We start from the raw sequence: 22,293 nt of genomic DNA, 5'->3' as shown, positions 1-22,293 counted from the left end.
ATCAGGCCTCCCGGCTACGTGCACACATCATAGTAGCTTCACAAACAATTTTACCGTCTACCAGCGCAACCCCTTTAAAACGGGTCAGGCCACGGCGGGTTTTTTCGAAAGTGACTTCCATGATCATCTGATCGCCTGGCACAACAGGACGCTTAAAGCGCGCTTCGTCGATACCGGCGAAGTAATACAGCTCACCCGGCTCCAGTTTACCAACGCTTTTAAACGCCAGAATACCGGTTGCCTGCGCCATTGCTTCAAGAATCAGCACGCCCGGGAAAATCGGTTTGCCAGGAAAGTGCCCCTGGAAAAACGGCTCGTTTACCGAAACATTTTTGACTGCGCGCAGAAAACGACCTTCTTCAAAATCCAGCACGCGATCAACCAGTAAGAACGGGTAGCGGTGCGGCAGAAGCTCCAGGATCTCTTCAATGTGCAGAGTATGAGTGTCAGTAGTCAAAATACTCTTCCTGTCCAAATATACTAAAAGGCAATAATAACACGGCCCGCGGCAATCATAAGAATGCCAACAGGCCGGGAAGTATATACACTTTATTCTTCGAGGTGCAGAGGCTTTTCTGTCCCCCGAATTCTTCTGTGTACAAGCGTTATGCGGATGAATTATTCGTCTTGCTGATTAACCTTGCGCTCGATAGCTTTCAGGCGCTTGCTCATATCATCAATATTCATCACCAGGGCTGCGGTTTTTCGCCACACTTTATTCGGTTGCAGCGGGATACCTGAGGAGTAAATACCCGGCTCAGTGATAGGACGCATGACCATCCCCATCCCCGTTACGGTAACCTTGTCGCAAATTTCCATGTGCCCGTTGATTACGCTGGCGCCGCCAATCATGCAATAGCGACCAATTTTCAAACTACCCGCCATGATAACGCCACCAGCAACCGCGGTATTGTCGCCAATCACAACGTTATGTGCAATCTGACACTGATTATCGATGATGACGCCATTACCAATACGAGTGTCATCCAGCGCACCACGATCGATTGTGGTACATGCGCCGATCTCGACGTTATTGCCGATAATGACGCGACCAAGCTGTGGGATTTTAACCCAGTTGCCACGATCGTTGGCATAGCCAAAGCCGTCAGAACCTATCACCGTGCCTGATTGGATCAGGCAATTTTCACCGATCTCAATCTCATGGTAAATGGATACATTGGCCCACAGACGCGAACCCGCGCCAATTTTCGTATTTTTCCCAACGAAGCAACCCGGACCGATGACCACGTTATCGCCCAGGCTGACGCCAGATTCGATCACGGCGTTCGCGCCAATTGCTACGTTGCTACCCAGCTGAGCCGTTGGATCAATTACTGCTCCAGGCGCGATGTTTTGCGCAGGCTGCGGCGTGGTATCAAGAATTTGCGCCATACGTGCGTAGGTCAGGTAAGGATTTTTTACGACCAGCGCAGCGCTGTTGGCAAAAGGAAGATCGTCCTGCGTCATTACAACGGCAGAGGCCTGACATGCGGTCAGGTGTTCACGGTACTTAGGATTGACCATGAAAGTGATGTGGCCCGCTACGGCAGATTGCATGGACGCAACGCCGGTGATGACGATATCGCCATCACCGTGTAGTTCTGCATCCAACTGCTGAGCTAAATCAGCCAGTCGAATTGAAGGCATTACTTATTTAACCTGTTTCAGTACATCAGCAGTGATGTCTTTTACATCGTTGCTGTTGTAAATAACGGCGTTGGAAGGAATAACCAGATCAACACCCTGATCAGAAGCCACTTTTTTCACTGCGGTCTGGATACGAGTCACCAGTTTGCCACGTTCTTCATTAGAACGACGGGCCTGATCCTGCTCGAAAGCCTGCGCTTTTTGAGCAAATGCCTGACGACCAGAAGTGATGTCTTTTTCCAGCTTGCTGCGATCGCTTGCCTTCATCGTGGAACCATCGCGCTGCAAACGCTGTGCTTTTGCTTGCAGGTCGGATTCCATGCTTTGCAGTTCGCTCGCGCGGCCGCCGAATTCGTTTTTCATCGTCTGAGAAACGCCGGAAGTCTGCGCAACCTGCTGCAGCAGGCTACCCATATCAACAATCGCAATTTTGTCAGCGGCCTGAGCCGACGCAGCCATTGCCAAACCGAAACCTGCAGCTAATAACAACTTTTTCACAATTAACTCCTTACCATCCCGTTTGTACCCGGAGGTACAGTTCTTTGCGTGGCCGGGCTTTCTATTGAAAACCTCAGCCATCACTACACTGCTGGTGCATTCCATTGCAGTACGGCGTTACCAGGTTTTACCAATGTTAAACTGGAACTGTTCCGCTTTGTCTCCATCGTACTTTTTAAACGGCTGGGCGTAGGAGAAAACCAACGGCCCCAATGGGGACATCCATTGTAATGCGATACCGGCTGACATGCGGATATTGCTCGGATCGCTATAATCCGGAATACCCAGCGCTTTCATCTGCGCGGTATTTTGCCAGTTTGTATCCCACACGCTACCCGCATCCCAGAAGAACGAGGTACGCACAGAGTTGGCGTATTTATCACTGATAAACGGCGTCGGTGTAATCAGCTCGGCGCTGACAACGCCCATGGCGTTACCGCCCACCGCATCATCAGACTTACAGATTGAGTCTGCAATCGTGTTCTTACAGTTGCTCTGGTTGTTACCGCCGTAGTAAACCGCTTTCGGACCAATGTTGTTGGACTGGAAGCCACGCACGGTGCTGGAGCCACCTGCGTAGAAGTTCTCATAGAACGGCATCTCTTTGCCACCTAAACCATCACCGTAGCCCCAACGTGTACGACCTAAGACCACCCATTTGTGATCGTCGTCAATCGGGAAGTAGGAAGCGGTGTCGACAGTGACTTTGTAGAACTCGTTATCCGAGCCCGGAACCGTTACTTTACCGTTCAGGTTGACGCGTGAACCTTTCGTCGGGAAATAGCCGCGGTCAAGGTTGTTGTAAGTCCAGCCGTAGTTAAAGGTGAAATCATCCGCCGAATAACCGTTGCTGTCGTTCTGCGTGCTGGCGTTCTGTCCCACGGAATCCAGGTAACGCCACATTGCCACCTGCGGTTCCATCTTCGACAGGCTGTTATGAACATAGCCTAAGCCGGCGCGCAGCGTGTTGTATTCGTTGATCGGGAAACCGAGCGTACCATCAAGACCGTAGCTCTTGTTGGTATAGGACGACAGATCCGCATCGTCAGCTTTAAAGTCGTTATAGAAGATACGACCGCCGAGGCTCACGCCATCCACCGTAAAGTACGGGTTGGTGACGGAGAACTCTGAGTAGGTCTGATAGTCGTTTTTGGTCCCGCTGATACCGACAGAGTAGCCGGTACCTAACCAGTTATCCTGTTGAACGCCAACCTGGAAGCTGACGCCGCTCTCGGTGCCGTAGCCAACGCCGAAGTTAAAGCTACCGGTGTTACGCTCTTTTACCTTATAGACAACATCAACCTGATCCGGGCTACCCGGAATACGCTGGGTTTCCGTATCGACCGTTTCAAAATAGCCCAGACGGTTCAGACGCTCTTTACCTTGATCGACCAGATCGCTGCCCAGCCACGCCCCTTCCATCTGGCGCATTTCGCGACGCAGTACGGAATCTTTAGAGGTATCGTTACCTTCAAAACGGATCTTACGCACATAGAAGCGGTTACCAGCATCGACGTTGATATGCAGTTTAACCGTTTTGTCCGTGTCGTTGATTTCAGGCTGCGATTGAACGCGCGGATAGGCGTAACCATAGCGACCAAGAAGCTTTTTAATGTCATCTTCCATTTTGGTCACTTTGGCGCCGTTATACAGCTCACCCGGCTCGATTTTCGTCAGGCTTTCAATTTCCGCAGAGTGGCCTGCGAGATTACCGCTAACCTGCACACCAGAGAGTTTGTACTGATCGCCCTCGGTTACGTTAACCGTAATGTAGATGCCTTTTTTGTCCGGCGTCAGGCTAACCTGAGTCGAATCAATGTTGAAACGTGCGTAACCACGATCCAGATAGTAGCTGCGCAGGGTTTCCAGGTCGCCCGCCAGTTTCTGTTTCTGGTACTTACGATCGCCGACAACGTTCCACCACGGCACTTCATCACGCAGCTGGAAAGTGGAGATCAGCTGTTCCGTCGTGAAGGCATGGTTGCCGACAATGTTAATCTGTTGGATTTGCGCGGAAACGCCTTCCTGGAAGACCAGCTTCAGGTCAACACGGTTACGCGGCAATGGGGTGACGACAGCTTTGACGCTGGCGCTGTACTTACCCACGCTGTAATAGAAGTCTTCCAGCCCTTTTTCAATATCGGAGAGGGTGGTGCGATCCAGTGATTCCCCCACACGGACGCCAGAAGCTTCAAGGTTCTGTTTCAGCATGTCATCTTTCACCGACTTGTTGCCGGAGAAGGTGATGCTGGCGATTGTCGGGCGTTCTTTCACCTGAACGAGGAGCGTATCACCATCACGCAGGACACGAACATCCTCGAAGTTGCCGGTGGCAAACAACGCGCGAATGGTGTTACTGATATCTTCATCATTCACCGTATCGCCAGGACGAACTGGCATACTGAGGAGGGCCGCACCAACGGCGACACGCTGTAGGCCTTCGAAATGAATATCCTTCACTACGAATCCATCAGCACCGTATACGGTGGCGCTGCTAAACAGCAGCGACGCTATGAGCAACTTTTTCATCGCCATCGTTATTATGCGTTCTTCCTAACAAACTCTCTTACAAGCGAGAGAAATCATTGAAAAGTGCAAGCCCCATTAACAGCACCAGCAAGATAGAGCCAATGCGATAACTAAAGTCTTGAACTCGCTCGGATACCGGTCCGCCCTTCAGCTTCTCAATCGCCAAAAACAGCAGATGCCCGCCGTCAAGAACGGGCAGAGGGAACAGGTTAATGATGCCTAAGTTCACGCTTATCAAAGCAAGGAACATCAGGTAGTAAATCAACCCGAACTCCGCTGACATCCCAGCCCCCTGAGCGATAGAAATCGGCCCACTGAGGTTGTTCAGTTTTACATCACCGGTGATCAATTTCCCCAACATACTGACCGTTAGCTTCATCAACTGCCACGTTTTATCCGTGGCCTCAACGATGGCGCTAAATGGCCCGTACTGGCGTACTGTTTTGTATTCATCTGGCAGAGGAATGACTTTGGGCACCACGCCCGCAAACCCTTCTGCCTTGCTACCGGGCTTTGTATCCGGTATCAACGTCAAAGACAAAGGAGCCCCTTGTCTTTCCACTTCCAGCGCTAACGACGTACCTGGGTTATCCCGTACCAGCGTAACGAACGTCATCCACTGCGTTAACTGCTGACCATCGACTTTAACGATCCTGTCGCCAGCTTGCAAACCCGCTTTGCTGGCGGCGGAACCGGGTTGCACCTCCGCAAGCACCGGTTCAAGCTGCGCCGCCCGAGGACGAATCCCCAGCGACATAACCGGATCATCTTTATCAGGCGCAAAGGCCCAGTGACGTAAATCCAGCACCTTTTCCTGACGATTGTTACTGCCGAATGGCGCTACGCTGATGGTCGTCTGGCTATCGCCGATTTTAGACACCAACTGTAAGCGCACAGCATCCCAATCAGGCGTTTCGATACCATCAATCGCTTTAAGTTCCGTGCCGGGTGCAATTTGCGCGTTTGCAGCGATAGAGTTGGGCGTTATTTCACCAACAACCGGACGAACACCAGGGACACCGATGATAAACACCAGCCAGTAAGCGAAGATGGCAAAGATAAAGTTAGCGATGGGGCCGGCAGCGATAACGGCGGCACGCTGACCAACTGTTTTGTTATTGAAAGCGTAGTGGCGCATTTCCGGCGCAACGGCCTCAACACGCTCATCCAGCATTTTGACATAACCGCCCAGGGGGATCAGGGCGATGACAAATTCGGTGCCATGTTTGTCGGTGCGACGCCAGAGCGCTTTACCAAAACCGATGGAAAAACGCTCAACCCGCACGCCACAGCGGCGAGCAACCCAGAAATGGCCAAATTCATGCACGGTGATCAATACACCAAGCGCAACAATGAACGCCGCCAGATTCCAGAGAATGCTCAGCATAAAACCTTCCGTCAAATCGTCCTGAAAACCAGCAATAACAGGCAGGCAAATACAGGAACTGCCGCTGTCAGGCTGTCAATGCGATCCAGTATACCGCCATGACCCGGAATAAGATGCCCACTATCTTTAATTCCGGCTTCACGCTTGAACATACTTTCCGTGAGATCGCCCAATACAGAGGCTAACGCCGCAACCACCGAGCAAATAAAGAGCGTCGATGAAGTCACATCCAGATTCGCCCACGCACCGTAACCCCAGGAGATAATACCCGCCGTCAGCAGGCCTCCCAGGAAACCTTGCCAGGTTTTCCCCGGTGAGACTTTCGGTGCAAGCTTATGTTTACCAAATAGTTTGCCAAACATATAAGCGCCTGAATCGGCTCCCCATACGAGGATCATCACATACAGCAACCACAGTGCGCCGCTGTAGTGGTTTACATCGTAATGCCACACGCGCAGCGCCAGCATGCCCCAGAAAAAAGGGATAATCGTCAAGATCCCGAAAATCAGGCGCAAAATTTTAGAGTGACGCCATACCGCGGCAGTTGACGGGTAACTCAGCACCAGCACCAACGCCACCAGCCACCAGGCAAGAGAAGCCCAGAGCGAAATCGTCACCAGCGGATGATGGGTATTATGGTGATATTCCGGCAACGTAAACAGCATAAGGGTGAGTAAAAACCCGCATAATACGGCCAACCAAACCCGTTGACTCCGGGAAGTAAAGCCGCTTAATTGCCCCCACTCCCACGCAGCGAGCATGCAAACAGCGAGCGTAACGATCGCGAATCCCACCGGCGGCAGCAAAAAAAGCGCTGCAATAACAATGGGTATCAATACAAAAGCAGAAATCAGGCGATACTTCAGCAAAAGCAACCCCCATCAGGCTTTGTCGCCACCTGGCTCGGTACCGCCGAAACGACGCTCTCGATTGGCAAAGGCATGCAGCGCACCTTCAAAGTCTTGTTCATCAAAATCGGGCCAAAGAACATCTGTAAAGTAAAGTTCGGCATAGGCAATTTGCCAAAGTAAAAAATTACTTATGCGATGTTCCCCGCCAGTCCTTATCACTAAATCCACAGGAGCCAGCTCATGCATGCAGACTTGCTTATTGAGCGTTTCTTCATCAATTTGATCCGGGCGCAACAGCCCTTCCTGCACCTGCTCGGCAAGCTGCCGGACTCCCTGTACGATATCCCAGCGTCCACCATAGTTCGCTGCGATATTCAGCGTCAGCCCGGTATTCTGGGCGGTTAACGCTTCCGCTTTGCGGATTCTCTCCTGCAAACGCGTATTAAAACGACTGGTATCGCCAATAATGCGTAAACGCACATTATGGCGGTGCAGGCTTTTTACTTCGCTATCCAGCGCCCACACAAACAACTCCATCAGCGCACTCACTTCCTGCGCCGGGCGATTCCAGTTCTCGCTACTAAAAGCATAAAGCGTCAGCGCATCAATACCATTATTGGCGGCAAAAGAGACCGCACGGCGTACAGACTTCGCTCCGGCCCGATGACCAAAAGCCCGGAGTTTCCCTTGTCTTTTCGCCCAGCGACCATTGCCATCCATAATTATCGCTACATGGCGGCAGCCATGCGTTGGCAAACTTTCGCTTATCGGTTGGTTAGCAGACAACATAACGCGTTTTAGTCCCTGAAAAGGATTTAGCGGTACTCAGGAATACAAAAGCCTTTACGCAAAAAAGCCGTGTAAACCACGGCTTACACCAAACGCCATAATACGAACTGGCAATTTTGTGGCGCAGACTATATCACCGAAGCCCAACGCTAACAAATAGCACCGTCACTCATCGCTGTAATATCACTGGCTTGCGAGGCGCATCACTTGTTTTTGCGCAACGTCGCGTGCCTGTGCATCTACAGCCAGCACGTCATCAATGCTCTGCGGTTCGCGTAAATCCATCTGTTCAAGCACAGAAAGATTCAGGGCGGCAATATCTGTGAAACGGATAGCAGATGCCAGGAATGCCGAAACCGTTACCTCATTCGCCGCATTGAGCGCCGTTGTTGCCGCCTGCCCTTCGTCAGAAGCATCAATGGCCAGCTTCAGGCAAGGATAGCGGTCAAAATCGGGCTGCGCGAAACTTAACGAACTTAGTTTGCAAAAATCGAGGGCATTAACACCTGACGGCACGCGTTCCGGCCAGGCCATCGTATGAGCGATGGGCGTACGCATATCCGGCTCACCCAGTTGTGCCAATACACTGCCATCCTGGTAACGCACCATGGAGTGGATCACCGATTGCGGGTGAATCAACACTTCCATCTGGCGGGCAGAGGCATTAAACAACCAGCGCGCTTCAATGTATTCCAGACCTTTATTCATCATAGTGGCGGAGTCAACGGAGATTTTGCGCCCCATTGACCAGTTCGGGTGCCGACATGCCTGATCCGGCGTCATTGCGGCCAGATCGGAAAGTGGGGTCTCCCGGAACGGGCCACCAGACCCGGTAAGCAGAATAGACGAAACGCCATTCTGCTCCAGATCAGCGTACCCCAGGTTATGTTGAATTGTTTCCGGTAAACTCTGAAAAATAGCGTTATGCTCGCTGTCTACAGGCAAAAGCTGCGCCCCGCTCTCCTTCACCGCATCCATAAACAGACGGCCACACGTCACCAGAGCCTCTTTATTCGCCAGCAGCACCGTCTTCCCGGCGCGAATAGCAGCAAGCGTGGGTACCAGGCCCGCAGCACCCACAATGGCCGCCATCACCTGATCGACGCCGCTCAGCGCCGCCATTTCACAGGCTGCCTGTTGGCCACTCAGCACGTCTGTCCGGCTACCATGTTCCCGCAAAGCACGCTTCACCTGTTGCGCGCTTTCGTCATCGTCCATCACCGCAAATTTGGGAGAAAACTCAAGGCACTGCTCAACCATGCGGGTAACGTTTTTACCGGCAACCAGCGCAGTAACGGAGAAACGATCGGGATTGTGGCGAACCACGGCCAGCGTGCTGCAACCAATAGAACCCGTTGAGCCCAGAAGAGTTAAATGCTTCATGAAACGCTCGCAACATTGCAAGGATAAAAAGCAAAACGCCGCCAGCAAAGCCACTTTCGCAGCTCTCTGTACGGCGTTTTAGTCGGTTTGTTTCGAATCAGAACTGCATCAGTTCCGCTTCTTTGTCCGCCAGCGCCGCATCCACTTTTTTGATTGCAGCATCGGTCAGCTTCTGGACGTCATCCTGAGAACGACGATCGTCGTCTTCACTGATTTCTTTATCTTTCAGCAGTGCCTTCACTTTATCGTTCGCGTCACGACGAACGTTACGAACCGCAACGCGCGCTTGTTCAGCTTCGCCGCGTACAACTTTGATCAGATCTTTACGACGCTCTTCGGTCAGTGCCGGCAGCGGAACGCGAATATCGCTGCCCGCAGAGCTCGGGTTTAAACCGAGATCGGAGGTCAAAATTGCTTTTTCAACAGCCGGGCTCATTGAGCGGTCAAACACGTTGATTTTCAGCGTACGGGAGTCTTCAACGGTAACGCTAGCCAACTGACGCAGCGGTGTCGGCGTACCGTAATATTCCACAACGATGCCATCCAGCAGGCTCGGGGAAGCGCGGCCAGTGCGCACTTTGCTGATTTGAGTTTTGAACGCTTCGACGCATTTATCCATGCGTACTTCAGCATCTTTTCTGATATCGCTAATCACGTTACGGATCCTTGAAATCTTGTCGCAGGCAGGCCATACGGCGGGTGTGCTAAGTATAGCCTGTTCAATTTTTGGCACCCTGAAGATGCCAGAAAGAACTGCTCAATAAATTAAAGCGGAATCTTACCTTTATTTATTGCTTACGGGAATTATTCCGTAATCAATGTGCCTTCTTTTTCGCCCATGACAACGCGACGCAGCGCGCCAGGTTTGTTCATGTTGAACACGCGAATCGGCAGTTTGTGGTCGCGAGCCAGCGTAAAGGCCGCCAGATCCATCACTTTCAGTTCCTTATCCAGCACTTCGCTGTAGCTCAGCTGTTCGCACAGCGTGGCTGTCGGATCGAGCACCGGATCGGCGGTAAACACGCCGTCCACTTTGGTCGCTTTCAACACCACATCCGCTTCAATCTCGATACCGCGCAGGCAAGCTGCGGAATCGGTCGTAAAGAACGGATTACCCGTACCGGCGCTGAAAATTACCACACGGTTGTTGCGCAGCAGGCTAATCGCCTCTGCCCAGCTGTAGTTGTCGCAAACACCATTTAACGGAAACGCGGACATCAGACGTGCGTTCACATAGGCACGATGCAGCGCATCACGCATTGCCAGGCCGTTCATCACGGTCGCCAGCATACCCATGTGGTCGCCCACTACGCGGTTCATCCCCGCTTTCGCCAGACCCGCCCCACGGAACAGGTTGCCGCCACCAATCACCACGCCAACCTGAACCCCAAGTTCGACCAGCTCTTTAATTTCCTGCGCCATACGGTCAAGAATGCTTGCGTCAATACCGAAGCCTTCGGATCCCTGGAGCGCTTCGCCGCTCAGCTTAAGCAGAATGCGTTTGTAGACGGGTTTTGCATTGGTAGCCATGTTTCTTTCCTGAGACTGTCAACAATTGGACGGGGTTAATACCGGCGCTTATGATACGTCGCCTGCCAGCGCAAACACTAGTGTGCTGGCTGATTTTCAGATGAAGGGCATAAAAAGAAGCCGCCCTCAGGCGGCTCCTTTTTATTGATTAAGACTGCTTGGACATTGCAGCAACTTCTGCTGCGAAGTCAGTCTCAACTTTCTCGATGCCTTCGCCCACTTCGAAGCGGATGAAGCCAGTTACGTCAGCGTTGTGCTCTTTCAGCAGCTGAGCAACAGATTTGCTCGGATCCATAACGAAAGGCTGGCCAGTCAGAGAAACTTCACCGGTGAATTTCTTCATGCGGCCTTCAACCATTTTCTCTGCGATTTCTTTCGGTTTGCCAGACTGCATGGCGATGTCCAGCTGAACCTGGTACTCTTTTTCTACGACTTCAGCGGATACGTCTTCCGGTTTAACGAATTCCGGCTTGCTTGCAGCGATGTGCATTGCCAGCTGTTTAACCAGCTCGTCATCAGCGCCTTTAGCCGCAACCAGAACACCGATACGCGCGCCATGCTGGTAAGAACCCAGAACGTCACCTTCCAGAGCGGAAACGCGACGGATGTTGATGTTCTCACCGATTTTAGCAACCAGTGCAACGCGCTCTTCTTCGAACTGCGCTTTCAGAACTTCAACGTCGGTGATTTTGCCAGCAACAGCAGCGTCCAGAACTTTGTTAGCAAATGCCTGGAAACCACCGTCTTTTGCCACGAAGTCAGTCTGGCAGTTAACTTCCAGAATGATGCCGTAGGTGCCGTCGATTTTGGTGATGATCACGCCGTCAGCAGCAACGTTGCCTGCTTTTTTCGCCGCTTTGATCGCACCAGACTTACGCATGTTCTCGATCGCCAGCTCGATGTCGCCATTCGCTTCAGTCAGCGCTTTTTTGCAATCCATCATGCCTGCGCCAGTACGTTCACGCAGCTCTTTTACCAGGGATGCGGTAATTTCAGCCATTCTTTATTCCTCGGGAGAGATATGACCTGCACGGTTTGCAACCAAACAGGCTTAAAAGTGAAAAAGGGGGCCATTAACAGGCCCCCTAACCAAACTCGGTACTACCTGCTCAATAAGGGGCTCAACGAGCGTGCCTTATTACTCAGCTTCTACGAAGCTTTCTTCCGCCTGAGTAGCCAGATCCGAAGAACGGCCTTCACGAACGGTAGCAGCAACGGCATTCAGGTACAGGCTAACAGCACGGATTGCGTCATCGTTACCCGGGATAACGAAGTCAACGCCGTCCGGATCGGAGTTGGTATCAACGATAGCAAATACCGGGATACCCAGGTTGTTTGCTTCTTTGATTGCGATGTGCTCGTGGTCAGCGTCGATAACGAACAGTGCGTCCGGCAGGCCGCCCATATCTTTGATACCGCCCAGGCTGTTTTCCAGCTTGTCCAGTTCACGAGTGCGCATCAGCGCTTCTTTCTTGGTCAGCTTGTCGAAGGTACCGTCCTGAGACTGAGTTTCCAGGTCTTTCAGACGTTTGATGGACTGACGAACGGTTTTCCAGTTAGTCAGCATACCGCCCAGCCAGCGATGGTTCACGAAGAACTGGTCGCAGCTCAGAGCAGCTTCTTTTACCGCTTCGCTTGCTGCGCGTTTTGTACCAACGAACAGAATTTTGCCTTTACGAGCAGAAATTTTGTGCAGTTCAGCCAGAGCGTCGTTGAACATCGGTACAGTTTGCTCAAGGTTGATGATGTGAACTTTGTTACGCGCACCGAAGATGAACGGCTTCATTTTCGGGTTCCAGTAACGGGTCTGGTGACCAAAGTGAACACCAGCCTTGAGCATGTCGCGCATGGAAACAGTTGCCATGTTTAAAACCTCTATATAAAAGTTGGGGTTATGCCTCCACGTATCCCATATTACCGACCCCGAAGGGCACCCCGGAATATGTGCCGATACGTGTGTGTTATTACACAAAGTGAGATTTGTGGCTCCCATCCCAAAACAGGAACGGAAGTCCGGCGCGCTTTATACCATAAAACCCCGCCGGAAACCAATAGTTGTTGACGCAGCGTGCTGTTAATGATTCTCGATTTGGCACAACACTTGCCCGACTGTTACCATTGACAGCACTAATCCTGGTATAGTCGAAAAAATCGACACTGATGGACACATTCCATGGCTATCTCTATTAAGACACCTGAAGAAATCGAAAAAATGCGCGTCGCGGGTCGACTCGCCGCCGAAGTACTGGAAATGATTGAACCGCACATTAAGCCGGGCGTCAGCACCGGTGAACTGGATCGCATCTGCAACGACTACATCGTCAAAGAGCAGCACGCCATTTCCGCCTGCCTCGGTTATCACGGTTTCCCGAAATCTGTTTGCATCTCTATTAACGAAGTGGTGTGCCACGGTATTCCGGATGACGAAAAACTGTTGAAAGATGGCGACATCGTCAACATCGACGTAACCGTGATTAAAGACGAGTACCACGGCGACACCTCCAAAATGTTTATCGTCGGTAAACCGACCATTCTGGGCGAGCGCCTGTGCCGCGTAACCCAGGAGAGCCTTTACCTGGCACTGCGCATGGTCAAACCAGGCATCCGCCTGCGTACGCTGGGCGCCGCTATTCAGAAATATGTTGAAGGTGAAGGCTTCTCCGTCGTGCGCGAATATTGCGGCCACGGTATTGGCCGCGGTTTCCATGAAGAGCCGCAGGTGCTGCACTACGATGCGGACGATGGCGGTGTGGTGCTGCAAGCGGGCATGACGTTTACCGTCGAGCCGATGGTAAACGCCGGTGATTACCGTATTCGCACCATGAAAGATGGCTGGACGGTGAAAACCAAAGACCGCAGCCTGTCTGCGCAGTATGAGCACACAATTGTCGTCACCGAAACCGGCTGCGAGATCCTGACGCTGCGCAAAGATGACACCATCGATGCCGTGCTGACTGCCGCCTGATTCTGACATTGCCAAACGCACTAAACGGTCCGCTCTGCGGGCCGTTTTTTTTACCGCACTCCCCTGCTGCGTCATACATATAAACGACTTTTCATTTTTCATTATCTCTTTTAAGTTGTTTTGCTATGCATATGCACTCCAGACGGGTGGCCCATAATGAGCAACATCACTTCAGAACAATTTGTCAGCGCGGTACAACCCACCCTTCCCGGCCAGCCTGAATATCCAGGGGTTTGGTCACAAGATCAATTCCAGTGCGCACATATCAAAACGCATATTGAAGCGTTCCAGCAGTGGCTGGGGCATGTCTTTGACGCGGGTATTTCAGCCGAGCAATTAATCGAAGCGCGCACCGAATTTATTGATCAACTTCTGCAACGCTTATGGCTGGAGTACGGTTTTGGCGACGTCAGCGATACCGCATTGGTTGCAGTGGGCGGCTATGGTCGCGGCGAGCTGCATCCGCTATCGGATATTGATTTACTGATCCTCAGCCGTACCAAGCTTTCCGACGAACAAGCGCAAAAGATTGGCGAGCTGCTCACGCTGCTGTGGGATGTCAAACTCGAAGTGGGACACAGCGTTCGTACGCTGGATGAGTGCTTACAGGAAGGATTATCGGATCTCACTGTCGCAACCAACTTAATTGAATCACGCCTGCTGATTGGCGACGTTGCGCTGTTTCTGGAACTGCAAAAGCATATTTTTAGCGACAACTTCTGGCCATCGGAAACCTTTTTCCCGGCCAAAGTGGCGGAACAAAACGAGCGCCACCAGCGCTATCACGGCACCAGTTACAATCTGGAACCCGATATAAAAAGTAGCCCCGGCGGTCTGCGTGATATTCACACCCTGCAATGGGTTGCTCGTCGTCACTTTGGTGCCACCTCACTGGATGAAATGGTGGGCTTTGGCTTTCTGACTGAAGCCGAGCGCAATGAGCTGAACGAGTGTTTGCATCTGCTTTGGCGAATCCGTTTCGCGCTGCATCTGGAAGTGAATCGCTACGACAACCGGCTTCTGTTCGACAGGCAACTGAGCGTAGCGCAGCGTCTGAATTATGTCGGCGAAGGCAACCAGCCCGTCGAACATATGATGAAGGATTTCTTCCGCGTCACCCGCCGTGTCGCGGAACTGAACCAGATGCTGTTACAGCTCTTCGATGAAGCGATTCTGGCGCTGACCACCGACGAGAAACCGCGCCCGATTGACGACGAGTTCCAGTTGCGTGGTTCACTTATCGATTTGCGTGACGAAACGCTGTTTATCCGTGAGCCGCAGGCCATCCTGCGCATGTTCTATATTATGGTGCGCAACAGCACCATTACTGGCATCTACTCCACCACGCTGCGCCACTTGCGCCACGCCCGCCGCCATCTGACGCAGCCGCTGTGTTATATCGCCGAAGCGCGCTCTATTTTCCTCAGCATGTTGCGCCATCCGGGTGCCGTCAGCCGTGGTCTGCTGCCGATGCACCGCCACAGCGTGTTGTGGGCTTATATGCCACAGTGGTCGCACATCGTTGGCCAGATGCAGTTTGACCTGTTCCACGCCTATACCGTGGATGAACACACCATTCGCGTGTTGCTGAAGCTGGAAAGTTTTGCCAAAGAAGAGACGCGCAATAAGCACCCTTTATGCGTGGAACTGTGGCCGCGTTTAACCCACCCGGAGCTGATCCTGATTGCAGCGCTGTTCCATGATATCGCCAAAGGGCGTGGCGGCGACCACTCCGTGCTGGGCGCACAGGATGTGCTGAAGTTCGCTGAATTACATGGGCTTAACTCACGCGAAACCCAGCTTGTCGCCTGGCTGGTGCGCCATCACCTGTTAATGTCGGTCACCGCCCAGCGCCGTGATATTCAGGATCCGGAAGTGATCAAGCAGTTTGCCGAAGAGGTACAAACGGAGAACCGTCTGCGCTTCCTTGTCTGCCTGACTGTGGCGGATATCTGTGCCACTAACGAAACCCTGTGGAACAGCTGGAAGCAGAGCTTGCTGCGCGAGCTCTATTTCGCGACTGAAAAACAGCTGCGTCGCGGCATGCAAAATACGCCGGACATGCGCGAGCGTGTGCGCCATCACCAGCTTCAGGCGCTGGCGTTGTTACGTATGGACAACATTGATGAAGAGCAATTGCATCAGATTTGGGCACGCTGTCGGGCGAACTACTTTGTGCGCCATAGCCCAAACCAGCTCGCCTGGCATGCACGGCACTTATTGCAACATGATCTGAGCAAACCGATGATTTTGCTTAGCCCACAGGCGACGCGCGGCGGCACGGAGATCTTTATCTGGAGCCCTGACCGCCCCTATCTGTTCGCGGCAGTGTGCGCCGAGCTTGATCGCCGCAACCTGAGCGTCCACGACGCGCAGATTTTTACCACACGCGACGGTATGGCAATGGACACCTTTATAGTGCTGGAACCGGACGGCAGCCCACTCTCCGCCGATCGCCACGATGCAATTTGTTTCGGGCTGGAACAGGCCATTACACAACACACCTGGCAGCCGCCGCAGCCGCGCCGCCAGCCTGCCAAATTGCGCCACTTTACCGTCGATACCGAAGTGAATTTCCTGCCGACCCATACCGACAGAAAATCGTTTCTTGAATTGATTGCCCTTGACCAGCCAGGGCTGCTTGCCCGCGTCGGGCAGGTGTTTGCGGATCTGGGAATTTCGCTGCACGGGGCGAGAATTACAACCATTGGTGAGCGAGTAGAAGATTTATTCATAATCGCCACTGCCGACCGGCGTGGCCTTAATAATGCGCTGCAAAAGGAGGTGCAACAACGGTTGACAGAGGCCCTCAATCCAAACGATAAAGGGTGATTATTTTTTTACACAGATGGAAAGAGTAAACAATGCAGCAGTTACAGAACGTTATTGAAGCCGCTTTCGAGCGTCGCGCAGAGATCACCCCGGCAAATGCCGATACCGTTACCCGTGAAGCGGTGAATCAGGTTATTGCCCTGCTCGATTCCGGCGCACTTCGCGTCGCAGAAAAAATCGATGGCCAGTGGGTCACTCACCAGTGGCTGAAGAAAGCGGTTCTGCTCTCTTTCCGCATTAACGATAACCAGGTTATCGACGGTGCGGAAAGCCGCTACTTCGACAAAGTCCCGATGAAATTCGCCGACTACGACGAAGCGCGTTTCCAGAAAGAAGGTTTCCGCGTAGTGCCGCCAGCAGCAGTGCGCCAGGGTGCGTTTATCGCCCGCAATACCGTGCTGATGCCGTCTTATGTCAATATCGGCGCTTATGTTGATGAAGGCACCATGGTGGATACCTGGGCGACCGTCGGCTCTTGTGCGCAGATCGGTAAAAACGTTCACCTTTCCGGTGGCGTAGGTATTGGCGGCGTTCTGGAACCACTGCAGGCAAACCCGACTATCATTGAAGATAACTGCTTTATCGGCGCACGTTCTGAAGTGGTGGAAGGTGTTATCGTTGAAGAAGGTTCTGTCATCTCGATGGGTGTGTACATCGGTCAGAGCACGCGTATTTACGATCGTGAAACCGGCGAAGTGCATTATGGCCGCGTACCGGCAGGCTCAGTGGTTGTTTCCGGCAACCTGCCGTCTAAAGATGGCAAATACAGCCTGTATTGCGCGGTAATCGTGAAAAAAGTGGATGCGAAAACGCGCGGCAAAGTAGGTATTAACGAACTGCTGCGTACCATCGACTAAGTCGGTCCCTCTTCCTGCCAGGAAGAGGGTGATATATCCCGCCTTTTTTGCATTCGCAGGTGGAAAAAATAGATTTTTTCGTTAATTATTCATAGGTTATGTTGAGCTTAAGGGTACCGCTATGTACGATAATCTGAAAAGTTTAGGCATCACCAATCCCGATGAAATCGATCGCTATAGCCTCCGCCAGGAAGCCAATAACGATATTCTGAAAATCTATTTTCATAAGGATAAAGGCGAGTTTTTTGCCAAGAGCGTCAAATTCAAATACCCACGCCAGCGTAAAACTGTTGTCGCCGACGGTGTCGGTCAGGGGTATAAAGAGGTGCAGGAAATCAGCCCGAACCTGCGCTATGTGATTGATGAATTGGATCAAATCTGCCAGCGCGATCGCACGGAAGTGGATCTGAAACGTAAGATCCTGGACGATCTGCGCCACCTGGAAAGTGTTGTTACCAACAAGATCAACGAAATCGAATCCGATCTTGAAAAGCTGACACGCGGGAAGTAAAACGCGGGGTCTATCGCATTGTGCCGGGCTCACTACCCGGCACAACATCATTTTTAATGTTGTTCGTCTAACTGCAGCGCCACATACAGCAGCAACCGATCATCGAAGTTCCCCAAATCCAGCCCGGTCAGTTCCGAGATCCGGTTCAAACGATACTCCAGCGTATTGCGATGAATAAACAGCGCTTTAGATGTTGCCAGTGGCTGCACATTATGGCGAAACCATGCTGCCAGCGTGCGACGCAACAGGCCGTTATTATCCATCGCTTTTAAACGTGACAATGGTCGTGCCAGCTCGTTGGCCTGCCAACCGCCGCGTAAGCTGTCGAGCAACACCGGTAACATCAAATCCTGGTAAAAATAGCTACGGCTTTCCGGCATACGCTGTTTACCCACCATCATGGTGGTGCGTGCGGTACGGTAAGAACGGGCAATGCTGCCAGGACCGGTGAAATAATTGCCCAGCGCGACGCGAAAACGCAGCTGGCCGTTCTCTTTCATACGCGTGATCAGCTGCTCCACCCGCTTGCGATGATCTTCCGCATCCCAGCGACCAAACTGGTTAAGCGCTGGTTTCAGCACGACCATTTCGGTCAGCGAAACAATAGCAATCAGGTTGTTGCGCTCGGGTGTGGTAAGGGCATTTTGCAGTTGCTGTAACTCAGCCATGGCGCTGTCTACGCCCAACTGACCGCTGTCCACTTCCACCACTGCCACCACGCGCGGCTGGTTTAAATCAATACCTAAACGCTGCGCCCATTCGGTCAGAGCAGGCGTGTGCTCTTCCGCCTGGATCAGGTTCATGACCAGTTCTTCGCGCAGACGGCTGTCCTGCGCCAACAGATGCATCAGACGAGATTGTTCCAGCATCATCTCGGCGGTCATGCAGACTAATTCGCCATATTTGCGTAACGTCTCAGGTTCACCCGTCAGGCCAATAACACCCACGATTTCCCCTTCAAGACGTAACGGCAGGTTGATGCCCTGGCGCACGCCGTGCAGATGGCGGGCAACCGCATCGTCGATATCCACCACGCGCCCTTGCGAGAGCACCAGTAGCGCCCCTTCGTGCAATTCACCAATTCGTTCGCGGTCACCGCTACCAATGATACGGCCCCGTGCATCCATCACGTTAATGTTCGTATCGATGATACGCATCGTGCGCGCCACGATATCCTGTGCCATTTTGGTATCAAGATGCCAGCCAGCCATGTAACCCTCCCGTGTGCAGAGCCCAAGCATAGGGAAGATAATTACCGTACGCACTGTGCAATTGCACAAAGCGGCATTCAGAAGTATGGAGTTGTGGAAGGCTTCACAAAACAGAGGAAAGGCCCTCTTCCCGTCGTCAGGGAAGAGGGTGTAGAGCGGATTACTGCATCAGCAGGTAGATAGAGGTGTCACCGCGCTGAATGTTCAACGCCAGCACAGAAGGTTTACTGTCGAGGATTTTGCGCAACTCGGCGATATTTTTCACCGGCTGCTGGTTCGCGCCGACAATCACATCGCCTTTTTTCAGGCCAATCTGTGCCGCCGGGGTATTGGCTTTCACCGAATTAACCACCACGCCGCCATCTTTGCCTTTGTTGCTCATCTCCGCACCTTCAATACCGCTGAAGATGGTGCTGGAATCAACCTGATTCTGGCTGCTTTGCTGCAACTCAAGCGTAATGTTCACCGGTTTGCCATCGCGCAGCAGGCCAAGTGCGACTTTGCTGCCGATCGGCATTGAACCGACTTCCGCACGCAGCGCGGCAAAGCTGCTAATCGGTTTACCGTTAAGCGAGGTGATCACATCCCCTGCTTTCACACCGGCTTTCGCGGCGGCAGAATTCGGCATGACCTGGCTGACAAACGCCCCGCGCTGCGCATCGACCTTCATCGCTTTCGCCAGCTCAGAGTTCAGTTCGGTTCCCATAATACCCAGTTCACCACGACGAACCTGGCCGAACTCGACCATCTGCCCGGTGAGGTTTTTCACCATGTTACTTGGGATGGCAAAACCGATACCAATGTTGCCGCCATCCGGTGCGAGGATCGCGGTGTTAATACCGATCAGTTCACCATTCAGGTTCACCAGCGCGCCGCCGGAGTTACCGCGGTTAATCGCGGCATCCGTCTGAATAAAGTTTTCGTAGTTTTCCGCATTCAGGCCGCTGCGCCCCAGCGCGGAGACAATCCCGGACGTCACCGTTTCACCGAGGCCAAACGGGTTACCAATCGCCACGGTGTAATCCCCCACGCGCAGCGCATCGGAATCCGCCAGTTTAATCGCCGTCAGGTTTTTCGGATCCTGAATCTGAATCAGCGCAATGTCGGAACGCGGGTCTTTACCCACCACTTTGGCGTCAAATTTACGCCCGTCACTCAGCTGCACTTTGATGGTGGTAGCGTTATCGACCACGTGGTTGTTGGTCACCACATAGCCTTTCGCGGCATCAATGATTACGCCGGAACCCAGCGCCATAAATTTCTGCTGCTGGCTATCGCCCTGCCCGCCCGGTGCGCCGCCGCCCTGACAGAACGGCGAACTCTGGAACGGGGAACCATCCTGGCAGAACGGTGAATTATCACCAAAGAACTGCTGGAAGTTGCGCGGCATACGCGGTGTGTTTACCGTGGTGCTGCCTTCAACATTGATACTCACCACTGATGGCATCACTTTTTCCAGCATCGGCGCGAGGCTAGGCATTTGCTGCGATGTCGTGGCCGTGGACGATGCCGTTTCCGCTGCCATAGCCGACAGAGGAGACAGCGCCAAACTTAAACTTAAAGCCAGTGCACTCATTGCTAACGTGGTTTTTTTCATGTCTCTCACTCTTTACCGATTAACGCAAACTGCTGTGTATGTGTCACTCAGAGTCGATTTATAGCGTGAAGTTCAGGTATTAAGTGTCTGGAAAAAGTAAAAATTTATTGTCGTTCTTTACAATTCAACGGCGTTATTCCACCGCCATCAAACGACGATATTCATCCCATGAATATAAATCCGTCATCCCGCTGATATAATCCTGAATTAATCGACAACGATGATAATACTCCAGCACCGGATACTCTGCCGCGTCGGGCGATAATTTGCTCACCGCCTCAACATAGGCTAGCCGGTGGCGCGTCGAAAGTTTTTGAAACAGGCGCGATTCAATCGGAAAACGACGCAAACGCTCTTTTTCCACCAGCTCGGCAAAATCCGCCGTTGATAATTGTAACAGCGGACGATAAATATCCAGCAAACCACTGATGACGCGATAGCCTTGTAATTCCAGCTGCTCAACGTCGGGATGGCTGAACACCTGTTTTATGGCGACATTTTTATATAATTCAAGTAGCTGACTAAAGCCGCTTTCATCTTCCAGTAACGCATGATTGAATTCGCCGCTGAAAATCTGCGGCAAGTTATCAATAAAACGCTGTGCCGCGTACGGCACCAGTTTATTCAGCGTATTGACGCGCAGATACATGAAAAATTGATCTTCCGCGCTGCGACTCATCGAATTAGCGCGTGATTTCTCCCACGCGTTTTCAACAACCTGAGCAAACAACGATCCTTTTTCATGCTGCCCCCAGGCGTCATAAAGATGCTGATAAAGTTGTTCTGCGCTAAATATCCGTTTTTCTACCGCATCTTCTAAATCCGCCACGCAATAGGAAATATCATCCGCCGCTTCCATTATCCACGTCAGCGGAAAGCGGCTGTAAGTATCGAGGTTTAATTCTTTACGCAGCCGTTCTACATAGGCTTCTTCAGAAAAATAGTAACCCGGTTTTTTCATTAAATAGCTGTGTGATGCCGGCGGCTCACCAATCCACCACGCCGGGCGCGTATATTTTAAAATACAGCCGACCTGCGCCCAGGTCAGGTTCATACGCATTAATGTGTGAACCAGGCGGATCCCCTGGGCGTTACCTTCAAAATGGCTTAAATCATGGCGCACTTTCCGGCGTAACGCATTCAGTGTGTCTTCGCCCTCGCGCAATTTAAGCGCCACCACTTCGCAGCGATCATCCGAGAGCGGTTGGCTCACCGCATCATCCGGCGCCAGGCGCTGGCGAAACCAGTCATTGATTGCCGCTTCACCAAAATGGCCAAACGGCGGGTTGCCGATATCATGCATCAGGCACGCCATCTCAACGATACTTTCAAACGGCCCGGTCAACTCATCCAGACCGTAGGTTTCCAGCAGGCGCTGCTCTTTCAGGCGGCTCAAAATCTCTTTGGCGATATAACGCCCCACTTGCTGAACTTCCAGCGAATGCGTCAAACGCGTACGCACCGCCGCGTTACGCTCCAGCGGGAAGACCTGGGTTTTTTGCTGCAAACGTCGGATAGCGGCAGAGTTGATAATGCGCCCACGATCGCTTTCAAAGATGCGCAGTATTTCACGTTCGGTTTTTACACCCTGCGGTGAACGGTAGCGGCGGCGCCAGTTTATCTTGTTGCGAAAGTCGATCTCTGCCATTTCCTCTCCTGTGCTTAGCGTCACGGGATATCATGCAATTGTGTATGCCATGATAGAC

19 protein-coding genes are annotated in these 22,293 nt (G+C 52.3%); 4 read left to right on the top strand and 15 right to left on the bottom strand.

What is annotated here, in order from left to right; genetic code table 11:
• Position 1: 1 nt before the first annotated feature.
• From fabZ to rpsB, 12 genes are all read right to left on the bottom strand, one after another.
• Positions 2-457: a 3-hydroxyacyl-ACP dehydratase FabZ gene (gene fabZ, locus BN2591_RS08485; RefSeq protein WP_017458006.1), complete on the bottom strand. Its 456-nt coding sequence runs from the start codon at positions 455-457 to the stop codon at positions 2-4.
• 161 nt (positions 458-618) lie between these two features.
• On the bottom strand, positions 619-1,647 hold the full coding sequence (gene lpxD / locus BN2591_RS08480) for a UDP-3-O-(3-hydroxymyristoyl)glucosamine N-acyltransferase (protein ID WP_086870631.1): 1,029 nt from the start codon (positions 1,645-1,647) through the stop codon (positions 619-621).
• A 3-nt stretch (positions 1,648-1,650) separates the two neighbouring features.
• Complete coding sequence (gene skp / locus BN2591_RS08475; protein WP_020456611.1) at positions 1,651-2,145, bottom strand: molecular chaperone Skp; 495 nt, start codon at positions 2,143-2,145, stop codon at positions 1,651-1,653.
• 117 nt (positions 2,146-2,262) lie between these two features.
• The gene (gene bamA, locus BN2591_RS08470) at positions 2,263-4,680 is read right to left on the bottom strand and encodes an outer membrane protein assembly factor BamA (protein ID WP_086870630.1); all 2,418 of its coding nucleotides are present in this window, start codon (positions 4,678-4,680) and stop codon (positions 2,263-2,265) included.
• Between the two features lie 31 nt (positions 4,681-4,711).
• Positions 4,712-6,061, bottom strand: coding sequence for a sigma E protease regulator RseP (gene rseP / locus BN2591_RS08465; protein ID WP_086870628.1), 1,350 nt, complete (start codon positions 6,059-6,061; stop codon positions 4,712-4,714).
• Positions 6,062-6,072: 11 nt separating this feature from the next.
• The gene (gene cdsA, locus BN2591_RS08460) at positions 6,073-6,930 is read right to left on the bottom strand and encodes a phosphatidate cytidylyltransferase (RefSeq protein ID WP_086870626.1); all 858 of its coding nucleotides are present in this window, start codon (positions 6,928-6,930) and stop codon (positions 6,073-6,075) included.
• A gap of 12 nt (positions 6,931-6,942) precedes the next feature.
• A complete protein-coding gene (gene ispU / locus BN2591_RS08455; RefSeq protein ID WP_017458000.1) occupies positions 6,943-7,701 on the bottom strand; it encodes a (2E,6E)-farnesyl-diphosphate-specific ditrans,polycis-undecaprenyl-diphosphate synthase in 759 nt (252 codons plus the stop codon).
• 183 nt (positions 7,702-7,884) lie between these two features.
• Positions 7,885-9,084, bottom strand: a complete 1,200-nt coding sequence (gene ispC / locus BN2591_RS08450; protein ID WP_086870624.1) for a 1-deoxy-D-xylulose-5-phosphate reductoisomerase — start codon at positions 9,082-9,084, stop codon at positions 7,885-7,887.
• Between the two features lie 97 nt (positions 9,085-9,181).
• On the bottom strand, positions 9,182-9,739 hold the full coding sequence (gene frr, locus BN2591_RS08445) for a ribosome recycling factor (RefSeq protein WP_017457998.1): 558 nt from the start codon (positions 9,737-9,739) through the stop codon (positions 9,182-9,184).
• A gap of 149 nt (positions 9,740-9,888) precedes the next feature.
• Positions 9,889-10,614 carry a UMP kinase gene (gene pyrH / locus BN2591_RS08440; RefSeq protein ID WP_017457997.1) on the bottom strand — a complete coding sequence of 242 codons (726 nt, stop codon included), beginning with the start codon at positions 10,612-10,614 and terminating at the stop codon, positions 9,889-9,891.
• Positions 10,615-10,762: 148 nt separating this feature from the next.
• Positions 10,763-11,614 (bottom strand): translation elongation factor Ts, encoded by an 852-nt coding sequence (tsf, locus tag BN2591_RS08435; RefSeq protein WP_086870622.1) that lies wholly within the window; start codon positions 11,612-11,614, stop codon positions 10,763-10,765.
• Positions 11,615-11,752: 138 nt separating this feature from the next.
• Positions 11,753-12,478 carry a 30S ribosomal protein S2 gene (rpsB, locus tag BN2591_RS08430; protein WP_086870620.1) on the bottom strand — a complete coding sequence of 242 codons (726 nt, stop codon included), beginning with the start codon at positions 12,476-12,478 and terminating at the stop codon, positions 11,753-11,755.
• A 309-nt stretch (positions 12,479-12,787) separates the two neighbouring features.
• On the opposite strand from rpsB, the gene map reads away from it, so the two are divergent.
• The 4 genes from map to BN2591_RS08410 all read left to right on the top strand — a co-directional run bounded on the left by map (position 12,788) and on the right by BN2591_RS08410 (position 17,779).
• Positions 12,788-13,579: a type I methionyl aminopeptidase gene (map, locus tag BN2591_RS08425; protein WP_086870619.1), complete on the top strand. Its 792-nt coding sequence runs from the start codon at positions 12,788-12,790 to the stop codon at positions 13,577-13,579.
• A 156-nt stretch (positions 13,580-13,735) separates the two neighbouring features.
• A complete protein-coding gene (gene glnD / locus BN2591_RS08420) occupies positions 13,736-16,411 on the top strand; it encodes a bifunctional uridylyltransferase/uridylyl-removing protein GlnD (protein ID WP_086870617.1) in 2,676 nt (891 codons plus the stop codon).
• Positions 16,412-16,443: 32 nt separating this feature from the next.
• Positions 16,444-17,268: a 2,3,4,5-tetrahydropyridine-2,6-dicarboxylate N-succinyltransferase gene (dapD, locus tag BN2591_RS08415; protein ID WP_017457992.1), complete on the top strand. Its 825-nt coding sequence runs from the start codon at positions 16,444-16,446 to the stop codon at positions 17,266-17,268.
• Between the two features lie 121 nt (positions 17,269-17,389).
• The gene (locus BN2591_RS08410) at positions 17,390-17,779 is read left to right on the top strand and encodes a DUF3461 family protein (protein ID WP_017457991.1); all 390 of its coding nucleotides are present in this window, start codon (positions 17,390-17,392) and stop codon (positions 17,777-17,779) included.
• A 53-nt stretch (positions 17,780-17,832) separates the two neighbouring features.
• Here the strand turns inward: BN2591_RS08410 and cdaR are convergent, their stop codons facing one another.
• The 3 genes from cdaR to dgt all read right to left on the bottom strand — a co-directional run bounded on the left by cdaR (position 17,833) and on the right by dgt (position 22,235).
• A complete protein-coding gene (gene cdaR, locus BN2591_RS08405; RefSeq protein ID WP_020456602.1) occupies positions 17,833-18,990 on the bottom strand; it encodes a DNA-binding transcriptional regulator CdaR in 1,158 nt (385 codons plus the stop codon).
• A 160-nt stretch (positions 18,991-19,150) separates the two neighbouring features.
• Positions 19,151-20,587, bottom strand: a complete 1,437-nt coding sequence (degP, locus tag BN2591_RS08400; RefSeq protein ID WP_086870615.1) for a serine endoprotease DegP — start codon at positions 20,585-20,587, stop codon at positions 19,151-19,153.
• Between the two features lie 133 nt (positions 20,588-20,720).
• Positions 20,721-22,235, bottom strand: coding sequence for a dGTPase (gene dgt / locus BN2591_RS08390; RefSeq protein WP_086870613.1), 1,515 nt, complete (start codon positions 22,233-22,235; stop codon positions 20,721-20,723).
• Positions 22,236-22,293: the final 58 nt, after the last annotated feature.

It is taken from the genome of Kosakonia pseudosacchari, from assembly GCF_900184035.1.
GTDB classification, from domain to species: Bacteria; Pseudomonadota; Gammaproteobacteria; order Enterobacterales; family Enterobacteriaceae; genus Kosakonia; species Kosakonia pseudosacchari.
Note: the sequence above shows the minus strand (reverse complement) of the source record. Positions and strands in the feature narration are given on the sequence as shown.